This window comes from Paraburkholderia rhizosphaerae (assembly GCF_004366595.1).
GTDB lineage: Bacteria > Pseudomonadota > Gammaproteobacteria > Burkholderiales > Burkholderiaceae > Paraburkholderia > Paraburkholderia rhizosphaerae.
This window is the reverse complement of record NZ_SORE01000001.1, coordinates 123,401-141,491: the sequence shown is the minus strand read 5'-3', so window position 1 is coordinate 141,491 and position 18,091 is coordinate 123,401. Positions and strand designations below refer to the sequence as shown.

Annotated in this window: 16 protein-coding genes; 11 read left to right on the top strand and 5 right to left on the bottom strand. The window is 61.8% G+C overall.

Translation table 11 applies throughout. The features are described from left to right. The first annotated feature begins 205 nt into the window (after positions 1–205). The 5 genes from BX592_RS00565 (at position 206) to araH (ending at position 5,889) form a co-directional block, all read left to right on the top strand. Entirely contained in the window at positions 206–1,129 is a 924-nt protein-coding gene (locus BX592_RS00565) for a dihydrodipicolinate synthase family protein (RefSeq protein ID WP_208327826.1), read from the top strand. A gap of 13 nt (positions 1,130–1,142) precedes the next feature. After that, positions 1,143–2,072, top strand: a complete 930-nt coding sequence (locus tag BX592_RS00560) for a Gfo/Idh/MocA family protein (RefSeq protein ID WP_134189694.1) — start codon at positions 1,143–1,145, stop codon at positions 2,070–2,072. A 134-nt stretch (positions 2,073–2,206) separates the two neighbouring features. Further along, positions 2,207–3,211: an arabinose ABC transporter substrate-binding protein gene (locus BX592_RS00555; protein WP_134189693.1), complete on the top strand. Its 1,005-nt coding sequence runs from the start codon at positions 2,207–2,209 to the stop codon at positions 3,209–3,211. 86 nt (positions 3,212–3,297) lie between these two features. Beyond that, positions 3,298–4,836, top strand: a complete 1,539-nt coding sequence (gene araG, locus BX592_RS00550) for an L-arabinose ABC transporter ATP-binding protein AraG (RefSeq protein WP_134189988.1) — start codon at positions 3,298–3,300, stop codon at positions 4,834–4,836. A 54-nt stretch (positions 4,837–4,890) separates the two neighbouring features. After that, positions 4,891–5,889 carry an L-arabinose ABC transporter permease AraH gene (gene araH / locus BX592_RS00545; protein ID WP_134189692.1) on the top strand — a complete coding sequence of 333 codons (999 nt, stop codon included), beginning with the start codon at positions 4,891–4,893 and terminating at the stop codon, positions 5,887–5,889. 210 nt (positions 5,890–6,099) lie between these two features. On the opposite strand, the gene BX592_RS00540 is transcribed toward araH, so the two are convergent. From BX592_RS00540 to BX592_RS00530, 3 genes are all read right to left on the bottom strand, one after another. Next, positions 6,100–7,275, bottom strand: a complete 1,176-nt coding sequence (locus tag BX592_RS00540; protein WP_134189691.1) for an acyltransferase family protein — start codon at positions 7,273–7,275, stop codon at positions 6,100–6,102. Positions 7,276–7,569: 294 nt separating this feature from the next. Continuing rightward, positions 7,570–8,328: an SDR family oxidoreductase gene (locus BX592_RS00535; RefSeq protein WP_134189690.1), complete on the bottom strand. Its 759-nt coding sequence runs from the start codon at positions 8,326–8,328 to the stop codon at positions 7,570–7,572. 114 nt (positions 8,329–8,442) lie between these two features. After that, positions 8,443–9,402, bottom strand: a complete 960-nt coding sequence (locus BX592_RS00530) for a GlxA family transcriptional regulator (RefSeq protein WP_134189689.1) — start codon at positions 9,400–9,402, stop codon at positions 8,443–8,445. 165 nt (positions 9,403–9,567) lie between these two features. On the opposite strand from BX592_RS00530, the gene BX592_RS33690 reads away from it, so the two are divergent. The 5 genes from BX592_RS33690 to BX592_RS00510 all read left to right on the top strand — a co-directional run bounded on the left by BX592_RS33690 (position 9,568) and on the right by BX592_RS00510 (position 14,564). After that, positions 9,568–9,720, top strand: a complete 153-nt coding sequence (locus BX592_RS33690) for a hypothetical protein (protein WP_166676280.1) — start codon at positions 9,568–9,570, stop codon at positions 9,718–9,720. A 226-nt stretch (positions 9,721–9,946) separates the two neighbouring features. Continuing rightward, positions 9,947–10,864: a LysR family transcriptional regulator gene (locus tag BX592_RS00525; protein WP_134189688.1), complete on the top strand. Its 918-nt coding sequence runs from the start codon at positions 9,947–9,949 to the stop codon at positions 10,862–10,864. A gap of 120 nt (positions 10,865–10,984) precedes the next feature. Further along, the gene (locus BX592_RS00520) at positions 10,985–12,178 is read left to right on the top strand and encodes a CaiB/BaiF CoA transferase family protein (RefSeq protein ID WP_134189687.1); all 1,194 of its coding nucleotides are present in this window, start codon (positions 10,985–10,987) and stop codon (positions 12,176–12,178) included. Beyond that, positions 12,175–13,116: a hydroxymethylglutaryl-CoA lyase gene (locus BX592_RS00515; RefSeq protein WP_134189686.1), complete on the top strand. Its 942-nt coding sequence runs from the start codon at positions 12,175–12,177 to the stop codon at positions 13,114–13,116. Before BX592_RS00520 ends, BX592_RS00515 begins: the two co-directional genes overlap by 4 nt. Before the next feature lie 113 nt (positions 13,117–13,229). Then, positions 13,230–14,564 (top strand): MFS transporter, encoded by a 1,335-nt coding sequence (locus tag BX592_RS00510; RefSeq protein WP_134189685.1) that lies wholly within the window; start codon positions 13,230–13,232, stop codon positions 14,562–14,564. An 85-nt stretch (positions 14,565–14,649) separates the two neighbouring features. Here BX592_RS00510 and BX592_RS00505 read toward each other — a convergent pair whose 3' ends face one another. Together BX592_RS00505 and BX592_RS00500 are read right to left on the bottom strand one after the other, a co-directional pair. Beyond that, on the bottom strand, positions 14,650–15,777 hold the full coding sequence (locus tag BX592_RS00505; protein ID WP_134189684.1) for an aminotransferase: 1,128 nt from the start codon (positions 15,775–15,777) through the stop codon (positions 14,650–14,652). Between the two features lie 80 nt (positions 15,778–15,857). Then, a complete protein-coding gene (locus BX592_RS00500; protein WP_475483651.1) occupies positions 15,858–16,829 on the bottom strand; it encodes a helix-turn-helix domain-containing protein in 972 nt (323 codons plus the stop codon). A gap of 245 nt (positions 16,830–17,074) precedes the next feature. Here BX592_RS00500 and BX592_RS00495 point away from each other — a divergent pair, with 245 nt between their 5' ends. Beyond that, complete coding sequence (locus BX592_RS00495) at positions 17,075–17,974, top strand: DMT family transporter (protein WP_134189682.1); 900 nt, start codon at positions 17,075–17,077, stop codon at positions 17,972–17,974. Positions 17,975–18,091: the final 117 nt, after the last annotated feature.

The window sequence follows — 18,091 nt, the reverse complement described above, 5'->3', positions numbered from 1 at the left end:
ATTCTGGCACGTGCATAGAGATGTCACCACTATTACGTGCCACATATCGAGAATTTACTCGCACTCGCTATCAAATAGAATGACTTTTTACGTATCGAGAATGGGGGAAAACACTAATCACTAGACGGATCACTCGCGCATATAGTTTGGCTAATTCAGAATAGCGCCCACCTCGCGCACGGCAGAACAACAGGAGTCTCAAATAGTGGTCACCTCGCCTCGCTTCTCTGGTCTTTTCCCCGTCGCGCCGACGCCGTTTACCGCGTCGGGCGAGCTCGATCTCGACGGCCAGCGTCGTGTGATCGATTGCATGGTCGATCAGAAGGTCGACGGCATCTGCATTCTGGCGAACTACTCTGAGCAGTTCGTGCTGACCGATGCGGAGCGCGACACGCTGGTTGATCTGTGTCTCACGCATACCGCGGGCCGCGTGCCGGTAATGGCGACCTGCAGCCACTTCAGCACGCAGATCGCTAGCGAGCGCGCGAAGCGCGCCGTCGCAGCGGGCGCGAGCATCATCATGGTGATGCCGCCGTACCATGGCGCATCGCTGCGGGTCGACGAAAACGCGATGTTCGAGCATTTCGCGCGGATCGCGGATGCAGCCGGCGTGCCGGTGATGATCCAGGACGCGCCGTTGAGCGGTGTTGCGCTGTCGGTGCCGTTCCTCGTGCGCGTGGCGCGCGAGTTGCCGCTGGTGCGCTACTTCAAGATTGAAGTGCCGGCCGCGGCCGCTAAACTGCGCGCGCTGATCGCAGTGGGCGGCGATGTGATCGAAGGGCCGTTCGACGGCGAAGAAGCGATTACGCTGATGCCGGATCTCGACGCCGGTGCGACCGGCACGATGTCGAGCGCGCTGCTGCCGGACCTGATCCGTCCGGTGTTCGACGCATTCCGCGCTGGGCGCCGCGACGAAGCGCGCGCCGGCTACGCACGTATCCTGCCGCTGATCAATTATGAAAACCGCCAATGCGGGTTGCGTGCGGCGAAAACCGTCATGATGGAAGGCGGCGTGATCAAGAGCGACGCGGTGCGCCATCCGCTCGAGGCGCTGTCCGGCGCGACCCGCGCCGAGCTGCTCGAACTGGCGCGCGAAGCGAATCCGCTCGCGCTGCGCTGGGGCCATTGACCGCATAACTCAAATGAACAGAAAACTCTCGATCGCTATCGTCGGCGTCGGCAAGATCGCGCGCGACCAGCATCTGCCCGCGATCGCCGGACTCGACCGCTTTGACCTGGTCGCATGCGCGAGTCGCAACGCGACTGTCGAAGGCGTGCGCAATTATCCGAACCTGGACGCGCTGTTGACGGGCGAGCCCGATCTCGACGCGGTATCGCTGTGCGCGACGCCGCACGTGCGCTTCGATCAGGCGCGCGCGGCGCTCAAGGCAGGCAAGCATGTGATGCTCGAAAAGCCGCCGGGCGCGAGCGTCCATGAAGTCGAAGTGCTGCGTGAAATGGCGCGTGCCGCCGGCCGCACGCTGTTCGCGACGTGGCATTCGCGCTACTCGCCGGCCGTCGAAGTCGCGCGTGAATGGCTTGCGAAGCGCGCGATCCATTCGGTCGCGGTGCGCTGGAAAGAAGATGTGCGGCGCTGGCATCCGGGTCAGGAATGGATCTGGACCCCGGGCGGTCTGGGTGTGTTCGATCCGGGCATTAACGCGCTGTCGATCGTTACGCGTATACTGCCGCGCGAAATCGTATTGAAGTCGGCTGAGCTGTTGGTGCCGTCCAACCGTCAAACGCCGATTGCCGCTGAACTCGATTTCAGCGACGAACAGGATGTACCGGTGCATGCGTCGTTCGACTGGCGGTATGGGCCGGTCGAGCAATGGGAAATCGAAGTCGCGACCGCCGACGGCAATCTGTTCCTGTCGGAAGGCGGGAAGCGCCTTGCGATCGCAGGGCAGGCAGTCGATCTGCCGGCTGAACGCGAATACCCGGCGCTGTACGAACGTTTTCAGTGGCTGATCGATCACGGCGAGCAGGACGTCGATGTGCGTCCGTTGCGGCTCGTTGCTGATGCATTCCTGCTCGGCAGCCACCACGCAGTCGAGCCGTTCGAGGACTGAGCAGGAAAAAACCACGTAACGAGAGAGAACGCGGCGCTGCGCGCACCGAGGGGCATCAACGTGCGTGCGTAGACCGCAATCAGAGTAATCAACCCGCACCTACAGGTCGTAACGACTTAACGAAGGAGACAAGCATGACCAACCCGATTCGCCGCCTGACGCTGTCCGCGCTGGTCGCCGCTGTTTGCGCGGCACCGTTCGCACTGCCGTTGTCCGCGCATGCCGACGCACCGCTGAAAGTTGGCGTGCTCGTGAAGATGCCGGAGCAGGCATGGTTCATCAACGAACAGAAAGCGGCGACCGCGCTGGGCCAGAAGGAAGGCTTCTCGGTAGTCAACATCGGCACGCCGGACGGCGAGAAGGTGCTCGCCGCGATCGACAACCTCGGCGCGCAAGGCGCGCAGGGCTTCGTGATCTGCCCGCCGGACGTGCGTCTCGGACCGGCTATTCAGGCACGTGCAAAGCGCTACAACATGAAGTTCGTGACGGTTGACGACCAGCTCGTCGACTCGACCGGCAAGCCGCTCGCCGGCGTGCCGCACCTGGGCATGTCCGCGTTCAAGATCGGCAACCAGGTGGGCCAGGCAATCACCGACGAAATGAAGAAGCGCGGCTGGAAGCCGGAAGAAGTCGGCGCGATCCGCATCACCGACTATGAGCTGCCGACCGCGAAGCTGCGCACCGACGGCGCAACCGAAACGCTGCTCGCCAACGGCTTCAAGAAGGACAACATCTTCGACGCGCCGCAAAAGAGCACGGATGACGAAGGCGGCTTCAACGCAGCATCGCCGGTTCTGTCGAAGCACCCGAACATCAAGAAGTGGGTGATCTTCGCGCTGAACGAAGAGTCGGTGCTGGGCGGCGTGCGCGCCACCGAGCAGCTGCATATTCCGGGTTCCGACGTGATCGGTGTTGGCATCAACGGCGCGGGCGAAGCATTCGCCGAGTTCCAGAAGAAGGAACCGACGGGCTTCTACGGCACGATCGCAGTGAGCTCGACGAACCACGGCAAGCAAAGCACGCAGAACCTGGTCGACTGGATCAAGACCGGCAAGCAACCGCCGGCTGACACGCAGACCACCGGCAAGCTGATGACGCGTGACAACTGGAAGGACGTGCGTACGGAACTCGGTATTTAACTGAAACCGGGCGAGGCCGGCCCGTTGGGCCCGGCCTCACGTAATGCGCAGGACTGCGGGATGCAACAACGGAAACATGCACGATGATGGCCAATGCTGAAACGGGCGCCGCGCCGCATACGCGGCAGCGCGCCGAGGGCGGCAAGTACCTGGAGCTCGACGGAATTTCCGTCAGCTTTCCGGGTGTGCTCGCGCTCGACAACGTGTCGTTCGAAGTGCGCGGCGGTGAAGTGCACGGCCTGATGGGCGAGAACGGCGCGGGCAAATCGACCCTTCTGAAGGTGCTGTCGGGCGTGAATCAGCCCGCGTCGGGCGCCCTGCGCCTCGCGGGCGTCGAGCACAAATTCACGACGACCAAGGCGGCGATCGAGGCCGGCATCGCGATCATTTACCAGGAGTTGCATCTCGTACCGGAACTGACGGTTGCGGAAAACCTGATGCTCGGGCAGTTGCCGAATCGCTTCGGCGTGCTCGACGAAAAGACGCTCGTGAAGCGCGCGATCGATGAGCTCGAGCGGCTCGGCGAATCGATCGACCCGAACACGCAGGTGAAGCGCCTGTCGATCGGGCAGCGGCAGATGATCGAAATCGGCAAGGCGCTGATGCGCGACGCACGCGTGATCGCGTTCGACGAGCCGACCAGTTCGCTGTCGGCGCGCGAAACGGAAAACCTGTTTCGAATCATCAATGCGTTGCGCGCGCAGGGCCGCGCGGTGATCTATGTGACGCATCGGATGGATGAAGTCTACGAACTGTGCGACCGCGTGACGGTGTTCCGTGACGGGCGTCGCATCGAAACCTTCGAATCGGTTGCGGACCTCGATCGCGACCGGCTGATCAGTTGCATGGTCGGCCGGTCGATTCGGGATGTGTATGGCTATCGGCCGCGCGAGGCCGGCAATGTGCAGCTCGAAGTGAAAGGGCTGCTGGGTCCGGGGCTGTCGGAGCCGGTGTCGTTTGCCGCGAAGAAGGGCGAGATTGTCGGTTTCTTCGGCTTGGTCGGCGCAGGGCGCTCCGAGTTGATGAAGCTGATCTACGGCGCGGTGCAGCCGACCGAAGGCCATCTCGAACTGAACGGCAAGCGTGTCGCGTTCTCGACGCCACGCGACGCGGTACGTGCAGGCATCGCGCTGTGCCCGGAAGATCGCAAGCAGGAAGGGATCGTTGCGATCGCATCGGTTGCCGACAATCTGAATATCAGCGCGCGGCGTCATTTCAGCGCGGCGCGCTTCCTGTTGAACGCGCGGCGCGAGCGCGATCTCGCGCGCGAATACATCGACAAGCTGTCGATCAAGACGCGTAACACCGAAACGGCGATCGGCACGTTGTCGGGCGGCAATCAGCAGAAGGTGATTCTGTCGCGCTGGCTGGCCGAGCGCATCGACATATTCCTGCTTGACGAGCCGACGCGCGGTATCGACGTCGGCGCGCGCTCGGAAATCTACGACCTGCTGTACGAACTCGCGGAAGCGGGGCGCACGGTGATCGTCGTATCGAGCGATCTCGCCGAAGTGATCGGCATTGCCGATCGCATACTGGTAATGAAAGAAGGGCGCATTGTCGGCGATTTGCCGAAGGCGCAGGCCACTCCTGACCAATTGATCAAACTGGCTCTGCCGCATTGAGCCGCTGACAGCAAATGCGCGCGGGTCAGCGCGCGCCACTGGATGAAGATGACCATGCAAACTCCGACCACCCAAGCCACCCGTGCGGCGCAGCCTGCCGCGGCGTCGCATGCCGCACGCACATGGGATCTGATCAACAAGTCCGGCATCGTGATGGTGTTCATCATCCTGTTCGCGGTGCTGTCGCTGACCGTGCCGGACTTCCTGACGAGCCGCAACATGCAGGGCCTGTTGCTGTCCGTCACATTGATCGGCTCGATCTCGGTCACGATGATGTTCGTGCTGGCGCTCGGCGAAGTCGACCTGTCGGTCGCGTCAATCGTCGCGTTTTCGGGCGTGGCCGCGTCAACGATCATTACCGCCACGCATAGCGTGATGCTCGGCGTTGCCGGCGGGGTGCTGGCGGGTGGTGCGGTCGGTCTCGTGAACGGCGTGCTGGTGGCACGCTACAAGATCAACTCGCTGATCGTTACGCTCGCGATGATGGAAGTCGTGCGCGGTCTTGCGTACATCACGTCGAACGGCGACGCAGTGATGATTTCCGAGGAGCGCTTCTTCGATCTCGGTGGCGGCTCGTTCCTCGGCATTTCGTTTCCGATCTGGAGCAACATCGTCGGCTTCATCCTGTTCGGCTTCCTGCTGCGCAAGACGGTGTTCGGCAAGAACGTGCTGGCGGTCGGCGGTAATGGCGAAGCGGCGCTGCTGGCGGGATTGCCGGTTACGCGGATCAAGATCACCGTGTTCGTGCTGCAAGGTCTCGTGACCGGTTTCGCCGGCGTGATGCTGGCATCGCGGATGAGCCTCGGCGACCCGAAGACGTCGGTGGGCCTCGAACTCGGCGTGATTTCGGCGTGCGTGTTGGGCGGCGTATCGCTGACCGGCGGTGTCGCGACGATCTCCGGTGTGCTGGTCGGCGTGCTGATCATGGGCTCGGTGCAGGACGCGATGAGCCTGTTGAACGTGCCGACGTTTTATCAGTATCTGATTCGTGGTGGCATTCTGTTGCTGGCGGTGCTGTTCGACCAGTTCCGTCGTAGCCGCCGCAAGGTGTGATGCATTAAGCGATTGAATCTGCGTGCTGCCGCGCGGAGCGGGGGACTGCGGTGAGTGTTTTCGGGAGCGAGTGCCACGGCACTCGCTTTTTGTTTCGAACTCGCGAAACTAGCGCTTTTTGCGCGGTGTTCAGTGAAATCACGCGACCGCAGCGGGGCGACGCATGCTACAAAGGTGAGGGTTTTCGGGACTGGCGCGGTTTCACGTCGGTCAAACAACCGGCTCCGCTTTCAGGCCCGCGCGCTTTCTCGACGAAAACTTCCTCGTCAGATACGCGCGCACCGGTTCCTCGAGCAGCCGGGTGGCAATGACCGAGATCGCGATCGTCAGCGCGACCGACAACGCGATCGCCTGGCCCGGCCGATGCTCGCTGCCGGGGAAATACATAAAGACCAGCCGGCCGATCGGAGAGTGCAGACAGTAGATCGGATACGACAGCCAGCCCAGAAAATGCGCGAGCCGTGCGCCGACACGTCCGGTCGGCTGGAGATTCGCACCGCAGTAGACCATCAGCGGCGCAACGAAAAAAATCACCGCCATCGGATACAGGCCTTTGATGCCGAATGGAAAGGCAATTGCAATCGCAAACAGCAGGTAAAGCGCAATATCGCTGCGAACGATCACCGACAGCACTTTGCCGAATTTGAGCGGTGTTTGGGTTTCATGCAGCGAATAGATCAGCACGCCCATCGAAAATCCGTAAGCAACGCGAATAAAGCCGGCGAAAAAATTACGCGTTCCCCAGCCGGCGCCAAAAAATACCGGTATCGCGTTCTTATTCTCGACGCCCAACAGCACCCCGGTGCCGAACAGCAAGATCGCGCTGACGATGATCAGCTTGATCAGATCGCGCCGTTGCAGGCGGATCAGCACCAGTAGCGCGATGCTCGCAACCATTTCGAAGAACAGCGACCATGCCGATGGGTTTGCGGGGAAAATTTCGCCAACCGTATATTTTTCGACCGGCAAGTGCGCAGCGGTGCTGACCATGTTGGCGACGCCGTGGTCGCCGAGATAAGGCAGGAAGAGCAGATTGTCCAGCGATGCGACGATGATCGAGCGCAGCGGATAGTTAGCGAGCCCGATCAACGCAGCAGCGATGAGCGCGGGAATGCCGATCGCCATCGAAATGGCGAACATCGGATACAGCCTGATGATGCGTTTTTTGACGTACTCGCGAGCGCTAAGGCCCAGCAGCAGCTTGCTCCGGTACGAATGCATCAGCACGAAGCCGCTGAGAATGAAAAACAGATCGACTGCGATGTCCGCGTGCGTGAAAAGCCTGTGCCCAGTGTTCTCCGAGTAGTGCATCAGCATCACGCCGATCGCGGCGACACCTCGCAGCCCATCCAGTACTTCATACCGCTTTTCCCGCACGAGTTCCATTGCCCGGTCCTTCCGTTGTGAGAACGCATTGCTGCCGCCCTGCGAACACCGGTGTGGTGGAGCGCAGTCTGGCGGCGACCAAGCCTCGACAAATCTTTCGTCTGATCAGGCCTTGACACGCTACAACGGTGGACTTCAAAAAAAAAGGAATTGGTTCGTCGAAAAAAAATGCCGCGGGTACGAAAATTCCTTGGCGCTGCGGGAAAAGAGCGTCGAATACGAATAAGTGCGCGATTATCAGGCGGGCGCGTCCGCCGTTTGAAGCGCCGAACGCGCACAGGAGGGAACAGGACCTTACGGCAACTCTCTAAGGTCCGCAATCGGCGCAGCGCCGAACGCGTCGCTCAGTACGTGATCGATCATTTTTACCGCTGCATCGCGCGGGTTCGTCAGCTTGCCGGTGCGCTTGTAATCTGCAAACCGTTCGCGCATCGGGAAGCGATCGACGCTGGTTTCGCGAAGTTCGGCCTGCATGTCGGTGTCCAGCGTACCGGGTGCAATGCTGCAGATGCGCAGTGCGCGATTCGCATCGAGCGCGACCGAACGTGCATGGTGGTCGAGTGCGGCCTTGGTGGCGCAATACACGGCCCATCCAGCATACGGATTGCGACCCGCACCGCTCGAGATATGGACGATGCGACGATCCGCTGCGCCCACGCTTGCTGTGGCAAAAGCGCTCGATAGCATCAATGGCGCAGCGACATTCAGGATCACCGATTGAGCGACGGCCGTTGGCTCCTGCGCATCAAACGGACCGATCGGCTGCACGGTGCCCGCGTTGTTGAACAGCAGCACGCATTGCGCATCGCCGATGAACCGTTGCAGAGGATGACCCGCAAGCCACTGACCGATGCGCTCGACGTTCGAAAGGTCGAGTTCGACCTGCTCGAACGTACCGCGATCGCGTGCTGCGAGCGTCGGATGTTTTGTGCGCGATAAGCCGAGCACCGCGATGCCGCGCGCGAGCAGCGCTTCGGCCAGTGCTTCGCCGAGACCGCGGGTATGTCCGGTGACGATCGCGCGAATGGAAGGGAAAGCATTGGAATCAGGCATGGTGTGCATTCCTGTGAGAGGTGACGTCGTTTCATATGATTTTCTCACGCCGGTTTGAGCATTGCACCGCGGAATACCCGTCGATTCCTCCACGCGCGCAGTGCACTCGACACGCTACATATTCTGAAAGCGTTCGCGATACTGCTTGGGCGTCGCGCCGATGCGCTTCGTAAAGACGATCCGCATCCGGTCGGCGGTGCCGAACCCGCAGTCATAGGCGATCGTCTTCAACGCCTGGCTGGTGCTTTCGAGCAGCTTGCGCGCGGCGTCCATCCGCGCGCGCTCGATGAACTCATGCGGCGTGACATCCGCCTCCTGAACGAACACACGTGCAAAGTTGCGCGCGCTCATCCCCGCGACATCCGCAAGCTGCTTCACGGTGAAGCTCTCGCGGATGTGCGCCATCACATGCGCTTGCACCTTCGCGACCGGCGAAGTCTCGTCGGCCGGCGCGGTCAGATACGGACTGAATTGCGACTGCCCGCCCTGGCGCTGCGAAAACACGACGAGCCGTTTCGCTACTGCTAGCGCGACTTGCGGGCCGTGATCTTCCGCAACCAGCGCGAGCGACAGATCGATCCCCGCCGTGACGCCCGCCGACGTCACCAGACGTTCGTCGCGCAGGTAGATGCGATCGAAGTCGACATGCGCGCGCGGGAACTGCGCCGCGAGTTGCGCGGCATGCTGCCAGTGCGTGGTCACGTTGCGTTCGTCGAGCAGGCCCGCGTGGCCAAGCGCGAACGCGCCGGTGCAGATCGAGCCGAAACGGTCGCAGCGTTCCGACACGCAGCGCAGCCAGTCAAGCAGCCGTTCATCGGGCACATGCTCGGGCAATGCAGGACCGCCCGCGACCAAAGCGAGATCGAAGTGTCGCTGCGCTTCGTCGAACGTGGTGTCGGCGCTCAGCGACATGCCGTTCGATGCGCGCATCGCGCTGGCATCCGCGGCGACCAGCATCACCTGATAGTGCTGGGCCGTTTCGACGAACCGGTTCGCTTCCGCGAACACATCGACAGGCCCGGCGACGTCGAGTGCCTGTACGCCCGGAAAGATCGCAATCGCGACACTCGGCATCGATTCATCTCCTCGAAAGATCGATTACTGCGAACTGGCAGAGCACGCTGTATCTCTGGCAGCGTTGAGCGGTGCTCCGGCATTGTCTGGCCGACCTTAAGCGGCCGATACTGTAAACGACAATACCGAATGTGACATCACCCTTTCTTTTTTAAGGTGCGCACCATGAAACAGGATATCAAACCCGTTTTCGAATCTGACGAAGTGCCGTTCGCCATGAAGCAACTGACGGCGAGCGAGCGTGACGACTGGCTTGATCAGGCATTGATGGACACGTTTCCCGCGAGCGATCCGATTTCGCTGTGCGCGATCGACTGACGCGACAGGTTCACGTGTGCGCAGTTGCGGACACCGTTAAAGCGCTTGCAAGACGCAAAGGCGAGCCGAACCTCAAGACGGTTCTCCGAAGCTCAGTCGCGGCGGCCGCAGTGCGCGGCGCGCAAAAGGTCGTCGAAGACCCGTTTTGCACGCTTGCCAGCACCGTGCGCCGCATCGCGGCAAAATACGGACCGGCTCCTACTATCCGCATCTTGCGCACCGACCTATGGTTTTGAAGAACCTGCTGAGACGCCTCGATCTCACAACGCTTCAGTTATTCATTGCTGTCTACGAGGAAGGCACGCTCACGCGTGCTGCCGAACGCGAGGCGATCGCGATCTCGGCTGCCAGCAAACGTCTGCTTGAACTTGAACAGGCGGTTGGCGCCACGCTGTTTCAGCGCACCGCGCGTGGCATGACGCTTACGCCGGCCGGCGAAACGCTGCTGCATCATGCGCGGCGTGTGATGCGCGATGTCGAGAATATCGGCATCGAGCTCGCGGGCCACGCGAGTGGCGTGCGCGGTTACGTGCGCATGATGGCGAATCTGTCGGCCATCGTCGAATTTCTGCCGGAAGACTTACGCGCGTTTCTGTCGGTCAACGAGCAGATCAAGATCGACCTCGAAGAGCGGCCGAGCGGCGGTGTTGTCGAAGCGGTCGCCGACAGCCTCGCGGACCTTGGCATCTGTTCGGGCGAGGCCGATACGCGCGGCCTCCAGGCGACGCACTATCGGCACGATTCGCTCGTGGTCGTGATGCGCGAAGACCATCCGCTCGCGGGCCGCGAACGTGTCACGTTTGCGGAAACGCTGGATAGCGACCACGTCGGACTGCATTCCGCGAGTTCGATCAACGCGCGCACGCACATGGCCGCGCGCCAGGCGGGCAAGCCGCTGCGCTTGCGCATTCACGTGCCGGGCTTCGATGCGGTGTGCCGGATGGTGCAGGCCGATATGGGCGTCGGCGTCGTACCGACGAATGTTTTTCAGGTGATGGGCAAGCCGCTCGGTCTTGTCGCCGTCAAACTGGAAGACGAATGGGCCGAACGCAATCTGGTCATCGTCGTGCGTGACGCAGGTGCGCTGTCACCGGTCGGACGCTTGCTGTTCGACCATCTGCGCTCGGTCGAGAACGTCGGTTGATGGTCTGACCAATGACCTTTCGCGTATCGCGAAAGGTCATTGGTGAATAGCGGTTGGACGCTGTATCCGCGGGGCTTTTAAGCTGTCCATAACGGCTTTCAAGCATTAGGAGACAGCATCATGAGTGGCCCTCTCACGGGTATCCGCGTAGTCGAAATCGGAACCCTGATCGCCGCGCCGTTCGCTGCGCGGCTTCTGGCGGAATTCGGCGCCGAAGTGATCAAAATCGAAGCTCCCGACGGCGGTGACCCCCTTCGCAAGTGGCGCAAGCTCCATGAGGGTACGTCGCTCTGGTGGTATCTCCAGTCGCGCAACAAGAAGTCGATCTGCGTCAATCTGAAGTCGGCCGACGGCGCCGACATCGTCAAGCGGCTCGTCGCCGACGCTGACATCCTTGTCGAAAATCTCCGCCCGGGCGCGCTTGAAAAGCTGGGTCTCGGCTGGGATACGCTGCATCAGATCAACCCGAAACTGACGATGGTGCGTATTTCCGGTTACGGTCAGACCGGACCGTATCGCGACCGGCCGGGCTTTGGCGCGATCGGCGAATCGATGGGCGGGATCCGCTACACGACGGGCGAGCCGGACGGCGCGCCGGCGCGCGTCGGCATCAGCCTCGGCGATTCGCTTGCGTCGCTGCATGGCGTGATCGGCGCGCTGATGTCGGTACTGCGTGTGAAGACGGGCCAGGGCGAAGGCCAGGTGGTCGACGTATCGCTGGTCGAGAGCGTGTTCAATCTGATGGAAAGCCTGGTGCCGGAGTACGACCTGCTTGGGCATGTGCGCGAACGCAGCGGCGGCGCGCTGCCCGGCATCGCGCCATCGAATACGTATCGCACGGAAGACAATGCGTACGTGGTGATCGCCGGCAATAGCGATCCGATCTTCAAGCGGCTGATGCAGGTAATCGGCCGCCCCGACCTCGCCGGCGATCCGGCGCTTGCGCGCAACGACGGACGCGCCGCGCAAAGCGCGATGCTCGACGCGGCGATCACCGCGTGGACCTCGCACCATTCGACCGAAGACGTACTGGCCGCGCTCGAGCGCGCGGAAGTACCGTCGGGCCGCATCTACTCGGTGGCGGACATCGTCAATGATCCGCACTATCAGGCGCGTGAGATGTTGTTGCGGGCGCAACTTCCCGGCGGCGCGTCGGTGAAGATGCCCGGGATCGTACCGAAGCTCTCGGACACACCGGGTGAAGTGCGCTGGAGCGGCCCGAAGCTCGGCGAGCACACCGAAGGCGTGCTCGCGCAACTGGGGTTCGCACCTGACGACATCGAGCGGCTTCGCCGCGAAGGAGCAGTGCAATGAGCGATGTTCAATACGACAAACTGATCGTGCAGGAAGTATCGCCACGCGACGGTCTGCAAATCGAAAAGACGTGGGTCGATACGCCGGACAAGGTCGCGCTGATCGATGCGCTGTCGAGCGCGGGCTTCTCGCGTATTGAAGCGGGTTCGTTTGTCTCGCCGAAAGCGATTCCGGCGTTGCGCGACGGCGAAGCGGTGTTCCATCGGATCCGGCGCAATCCGGATGTGATCTACGTCGCGCTGGTGCCGAACCGGCGCGGCGCGGAACGCGCGCTCGAGTCGCGCGCCGACGAGCTAAACCTGGTGATGTCCGCGAGCCAGACGCACAACCTCGCGAATATGCGAATGACGCGCGATCAATCCCTCGCCGCATTCGCGGAGATCGTCGAGCTCACGCGCAACGCGCAGGTCACGCTGAACGGCACGGTTGCGACCACGTTCGGTTGTCCGTTCGAAGGCAAGATCGACGAAGACCTCGTGATGTCGATTGTCGACAAATATCTCGAGCTCGGTTTTCAGGGCATTACGCTCGCGGACACGACCGGCATGGCCAATCCTCGCCAGGTTGCGCGCATCGTGAAACGTGTGCTCGGCCGCATTCCCGCCAGCGCGTTGACGCTGCATTTCCATAACACGCGCGCCCTTGGCCTCGTGAACGTGATGGCCGCGTATGACGTAGGCGCGCGCCGTTTCGACGCATCGCTCGGTGGCCTCGGCGGTTGTCCGTTCGCGCCGGGTGCGTCCGGAAATATCTGCACCGAGGACCTCGTGAACATGTGCGAGGAAGTGGGCATTCCGCACGGCATCGATCTCGACAAGCTGATCACGCTATCGCGCACGTTGCCGGCGCTGCTGGGCCACGAGACATCCGGGCAGGTGGCGAAAGCCGGCCGCAACAAGGACTTGCATCCGGTGCCGGACGGCATCGTCTGCATGTGAGCGATATCGCAAAGCCGCAACACCGATTCGAACCCCTGACAATCCGAACGAGAAAGTTTCGAACAACATGCACGACCGGAAGGCATCACGCTTGATCCGGCACGGAGACGCAAATGAGTGATCTAGGCGCAGTAGCAGCAGACAAACAGACAACAAGTATTGAAGATGCGACGGCGCTGATTCGCAAGGTCGCATGGCGGCTGATGCCGCTGATCATGATCTGTTATCTCTTTGCGTTCTTCGACCGGATCAACATCAGTTTTGCGAAGTTCCAGCTGCAAAGCGATCTCGGCTTTTCGAATACCGCTTACGGTCTGGGCGCGAGCCTGTTCGTGGTCGGGTATGTGATCTTCGAAGTGCCGAGCAATATGCTGCTCTTCAAGGTCGGCGCGCGGCGCTGGATTGCTCGCATCATGATCTCATGGGGGCTGGCAACCTCCGCGATGGTGTTCGTGCATACCGAATGGCAGTTCTACGGTCTGCGTTTCGTGATCGGCGCGATGGAAGCGGGGTTCGCGCCTGGCGTGCTGTATTACCTGACGCTGTGGTTTCCGCAGAGTTTCCGCGGCCGCATTACATCGCTGCTGTTTCTCGCGTCCGCGTTCTCCGGATTGTTCGGCGCACCGCTATCGGGTCTCGTGCTCGGCAATATGGATGGCGTGTTAGGCATTCGTGGCTGGCACTGGCTGTTTTTGCTCGGCGGCCTGCCTTGCATCGTGCTGGGCTTGCTCGTGCTGAAAGTGCTGAAGGATCGCGTCGAGGATGCGAACTGGCTGACGCCGCAGGAAAAGCTCTATCTGTCGAGCCAAATCGAAGGGCAGGCGCAGCAGAAGCATCATGGCCAGTCGTTGAGCGAAGCGATCCGCACGCCGGGTTTCCTGACGCTTGGTCTGGTTTATTTCCTGATTCAGGTCGCGTCGTATGGCCTCAACTTCTGGGCGCCGCAGTTGATTCGCAGCGCCGGCACGCAAAGTCCGACGATCATTGGGCTGTTGACCGCGATTCCCTATATTTGCGGCGCGGTGTGCATGGTGGTGGTGGGACGCATCTCCGATGCGACCGGCGAGCGCCGCAAGTTCGTCGCGGGCTTGCTCTTGATGGCGACGATAGGCTTCTTTGCGGCAGGCATTTTCGACAAGCAGACGGTGTTTCTGGTGATCGCCCTTGCGGTGATGGGCGCCGGCGTGGTGGCGTCGATTCCGGCGTTCTGGGCATTGCCGCCGAAGCTCGTGACGGGTGCGGGCGCGGCGGGCGGTCTTGCGCTGATCAATACGCTCGGCCAGCTAGGCGGCATCGTGAGCCCGGTGATGGTCGGCCGCATTCGCGACGTGACTGGAAGCACGACGCCGGCACTGTATGTGATCGGGTGCATGAGCCTTGTCTGCGCGGCGATCCTGATGTTCGGTTTGCCGGAAGCGCTGCGCAGGAAAGATCACACGACACGATGACCAAGAAGCGCTTGCCCGCCGTGCACACTACCATGCGCATGTCGGGCAAGCCGATGACCGGTGAACTGGCGGCTTCTCAGACGGACTATCGGCGCGCCACGTCGTTCAGAAAGCCGGACACCCTCGCGAGCCCGGCTTCCAGCACCGCGCGGCTATTCGTATAGCCGATGCGCACATAGCCTTCCATATCGAGCGCACTACCCGGCGTAAACATCACGCCGGTCTTTTCTACCAGCGCGACGCAGAAATCACGCGAGCTCATGTCCACATCGACGCGCACCAGCGCGGTCGTGCCGGACTTCGGCTTTACATACGACAGCGCAGGCTCCGCCTGCACCCATTGGTCAAGCAGCGCGAGGTGGGTGCGCAGAATGCGGTGATTGCGTTCGAGCAGCGCATCGCGATGCTCAAGCGCGATCGATGCGAGCAGATCGTTCAGCATGCCGACGCTGATCGTGTTGTAGTCGCGATGCGTGCGCACGCGAGCGATCAGGTCGACGTCCGCCGCGATCCAGCCGACGCGCAGCCCGGCGAGCGACCACGTCTTCGACATGCTGCCGGTGCTGATCCCCTTCTGGTACAGGTCCGCGATCGACGCTGTAAAACCGTTGCCGTGCTGGTCGGTGCCGCGATAGACCTCGTCGTTGAGCACATATGCACCGCATGAACGCGCGATTTCCACGAGCTGCTCGAGAAACGGCTGATCCATCAGCGAGCCGGTCGGGTTGTTCGGATTGTTGATTGCGATCACGCGCGTTCTGTTCGTGACCATGCGCTTCAGTTCGTCGAGGTCCGGCAGGAAGCCGTTTTCTTCACGCAGCCGCAAAATGTCGACCTGCGCGCCGTAGCTCTCCGGAATCGAATAATGTTGCTGATAGGTCGGCAGCACCGAAATCACATGATCGCCCGGTTCGACGAGCGTTTCGTAGACCAGCGCATTCGCACTGATTGCGCCGTGCGTGATCAGCACGTTTGGCACGCTCTGCTGTTCGTAGAGCGATGCGATGTTCGCGCGCAACCGCTCGGTGCCGTCGATCGCGCCGTAGGTCAGCTTCATCGGCAGGATTTCGGCGAGCAGTGCGTCTTCTTTGCCCGCGATGCGCAGCAATTCGCCGACCGTTAGCGATTCGACGCAGGTTTCCGCGAGATTCAGCTCGCAGCGGTGCTCATACAGATCCATCCAGCGTTCGACACCGAATTCACGGATTTGCATCGACAGTCCCCTGTGTTGAAGTTCTCGAACGCTGCCGGGCCGTGTGCGCGCACGTTTGCGCGGCTGCACCGCGCGATGGACTAGGCGGCGCCCAGTACCGCGCGATAGATGATCGGCGCCGTGCCGACCGCTTCGCGAAAGCGATGGCTGAAGTGGCTCGCATTCGCGTACCCGCATTGCGCGGCGACGTCGGCAAGCGGCAGCGCGGTGGTGCGCAACAAGCCACGCGCGCGTTCAATGCGTTGTTGCGCGATCCACGCGTGCGGGGGTAGTCCGAACGACACTCTGAACATCCGCGAAAGATGATACTCGGACAGATTCGCAACACCTGCGAGTTCACCGAGCGTCAGCGCTTGCGTGAGGTGCGTGTCGATGTAGTCGCGCAAGCGCCGGCGCGTCGCCACCGCCAGGCCGCCTTTGAGCACCGCGCCCGAGCGGCTCACACCCTGCGAGCGCAGCAGCAACGACAGCACCTCGTGTGCGGTTTCGTTCGCACGCAACCGGTCGTCGGCGTCGTCCCACTGGCCGTTCAGCAGCGACTGGCACAGTCGCGCGATGCGTGGATCTTCGAAGTACGTACGGTCGGCGAGCGTCAGCTCGCGCGGCTCGCGGTCCAGTTCGCGGATCGCGCGCTGCGTGAAATGCTCGGGCAAGAAATACAGATGCACGAAATGCATCTGGCCGCGCACCCACCAGCGCGACTCATGTTCGCCGGGCAGTGCGCACAGACGGCTGGGCGCGCCGTAGCGCCCCGGCATCCGTTGCCGCTCGGTTCGATGGCCGCCGTCAAGATAGCACGACAACGTGTGATGGCCCGGCTTCTCATAGACCGTTTCCGCCACTTCGGTTTCGCGCGACCACTCCGCCACGGCGAGCTGATCGCCGAGCCATGCGAAACGGTCGAGGGTTGCGTCGGACGTGGCCAGCGTGTTGCAGATCGACTGGATGCCGAACGGCGGATCAAGTGGATCGGCGGCGACAGGGAACGAGACGAAGTTCGCGGATGACGGCACGAGACGGTAGCGAAACGCGGTTTCGACAGGAGTGAACAGCACTCAGTATAAAACGCGCGGCGGATTCGCATGGCGGAGGGCAGTGAAAGTGCGCAATTCCGGACAAGTCGCGCCCGATTTGCCCCGAAAACGTGCAATTTGCAGCGGCTCGCTGCCGGTACGCACGGGGAACGCGCAACGTCGGGCGAGATGTCGAAAATGCCAAAGTGCGCAATTTCGGACACGCGACATGACGAGCGCCGTCGCATAGTCGGGGCCGTTACTTTCTTACGTAGGCGGTTTCGATGAATCTTCTGCTCTATGCGGTCACGGTGGTGATCTGGGGCACCACGTGGATCGCGATCAAATGGCAACTGGGCGACGTGCCGCCGCCGGTGTCGATTGCTTACCGATTCTGGCTGGCCGCGGCCGTGCTGTTTGTGCTGCTGGCGGTGATGCGCCGTCCGCTGCGCCCGCCGCGCGAGGCGTGGAAGTATCTGATCGCGCAGGGGCTCGCGCTGTTCTGCGTGAATTTCCTGTGCTTTTACTACGCGGAGCGCACCGTCCCGAGCGGCCTCGTGGCTGTGGTGTTTTCGACCGCGCCGTTGTTGAACTCCATTAACAGCCGCATTTTTCTCGGTCGGCCGCTGCAACCCGCCGCGATCGCCGGTGCGGTGTTCGGCTTCCTCGGCATCATCTGCCTGTCGGTGCCGGAAATCGCCGGGCATCTCGGCGATCACGCAGTCTGGATCGGCCTTGCAGTCACGTTTGCGGGCACGATGTGCTTCTCGGTCGGTAACCTTCTGTCGAGCCGGATGCAGGCGATGGGCTTGCATCCACTCGTCACCAACAGCTGGGCGATGTTGATCGGCGCGGCGGTGCTGACGGTCGGCAGCGCGGTCGCCGGCCTGTCGTTCGTGCCGCAGACCGATGCGCGATATGTCGGCGCGCTCGTTTATCTGGCGGTGCTCGGGTCGGTAGTCGGATTCACTGCGTATCTGACGCTGGTCGGCCGGATCGGTCCGGAGCGCGCCGCATATTGCACGGTGCTGTTTCCGTTCGTTGCGCTGGCGGCATCGACTGTGTTCGAAGGCTACCGGTGGTCACCGCTGGCGGTGATCGGGCTCGCGCTGGTGGTGCTCGGCAACCTGGTTGCGTTTGGCGCGGTGCCGCGTCTTCTGATCCGGCGCAGGGGAATCTTATAGTGCCAAATGGGTGCAATTACTCGCCAGAATATAATCGGGTCCGCATTAAAATCGAGCGAAATGTCATATCAAAGGGTCAAATAACTTTTCCGACGGCATAAGCTAATACAGAAGAAG

Coding starts and splice junctions, on each gene's coding strand:
- BX592_RS00560 (WP_134189694.1), top strand. CDS start 1,143: ATGAACAGAAAACTCTCGATCGCTATCGTCGGCGTCGGCAAGATCGCG.
- BX592_RS00555 (WP_134189693.1), top strand. CDS start 2,207: ATGACCAACCCGATTCGCCGCCTGACGCTGTCCGCGCTGGTCGCCGCT.
- araG (WP_134189988.1), top strand. CDS start 3,298: ATGGCCAATGCTGAAACGGGCGCCGCGCCGCATACGCGGCAGCGCGCC.
- araH (WP_134189692.1), top strand. CDS start 4,891: ATGCAAACTCCGACCACCCAAGCCACCCGTGCGGCGCAGCCTGCCGCG.
- BX592_RS00540 (WP_134189691.1), bottom strand. CDS start 7,275: ATGGAACTCGTGCGGGAAAAGCGGTATGAAGTACTGGATGGGCTGCGA.
- BX592_RS00535 (WP_134189690.1), bottom strand. CDS start 8,328: ATGCCTGATTCCAATGCTTTCCCTTCCATTCGCGCGATCGTCACCGGA.
- BX592_RS00530 (WP_134189689.1), bottom strand. CDS start 9,402: ATGCCGAGTGTCGCGATTGCGATCTTTCCGGGCGTACAGGCACTCGAC.
- BX592_RS33690 (WP_166676280.1), top strand. CDS start 9,568: ATGAAACAGGATATCAAACCCGTTTTCGAATCTGACGAAGTGCCGTTC.
- BX592_RS00525 (WP_134189688.1), top strand. CDS start 9,947: ATGGTTTTGAAGAACCTGCTGAGACGCCTCGATCTCACAACGCTTCAG.
- BX592_RS00520 (WP_134189687.1), top strand. CDS start 10,985: ATGAGTGGCCCTCTCACGGGTATCCGCGTAGTCGAAATCGGAACCCTG.
- BX592_RS00515 (WP_134189686.1), top strand. CDS start 12,175: ATGAGCGATGTTCAATACGACAAACTGATCGTGCAGGAAGTATCGCCA.
- BX592_RS00510 (WP_134189685.1), top strand. CDS start 13,230: ATGAGTGATCTAGGCGCAGTAGCAGCAGACAAACAGACAACAAGTATT.
- BX592_RS00505 (WP_134189684.1), bottom strand. CDS start 15,777: ATGCAAATCCGTGAATTCGGTGTCGAACGCTGGATGGATCTGTATGAG.
- BX592_RS00495 (WP_134189682.1), top strand. CDS start 17,075: ATGAATCTTCTGCTCTATGCGGTCACGGTGGTGATCTGGGGCACCACG.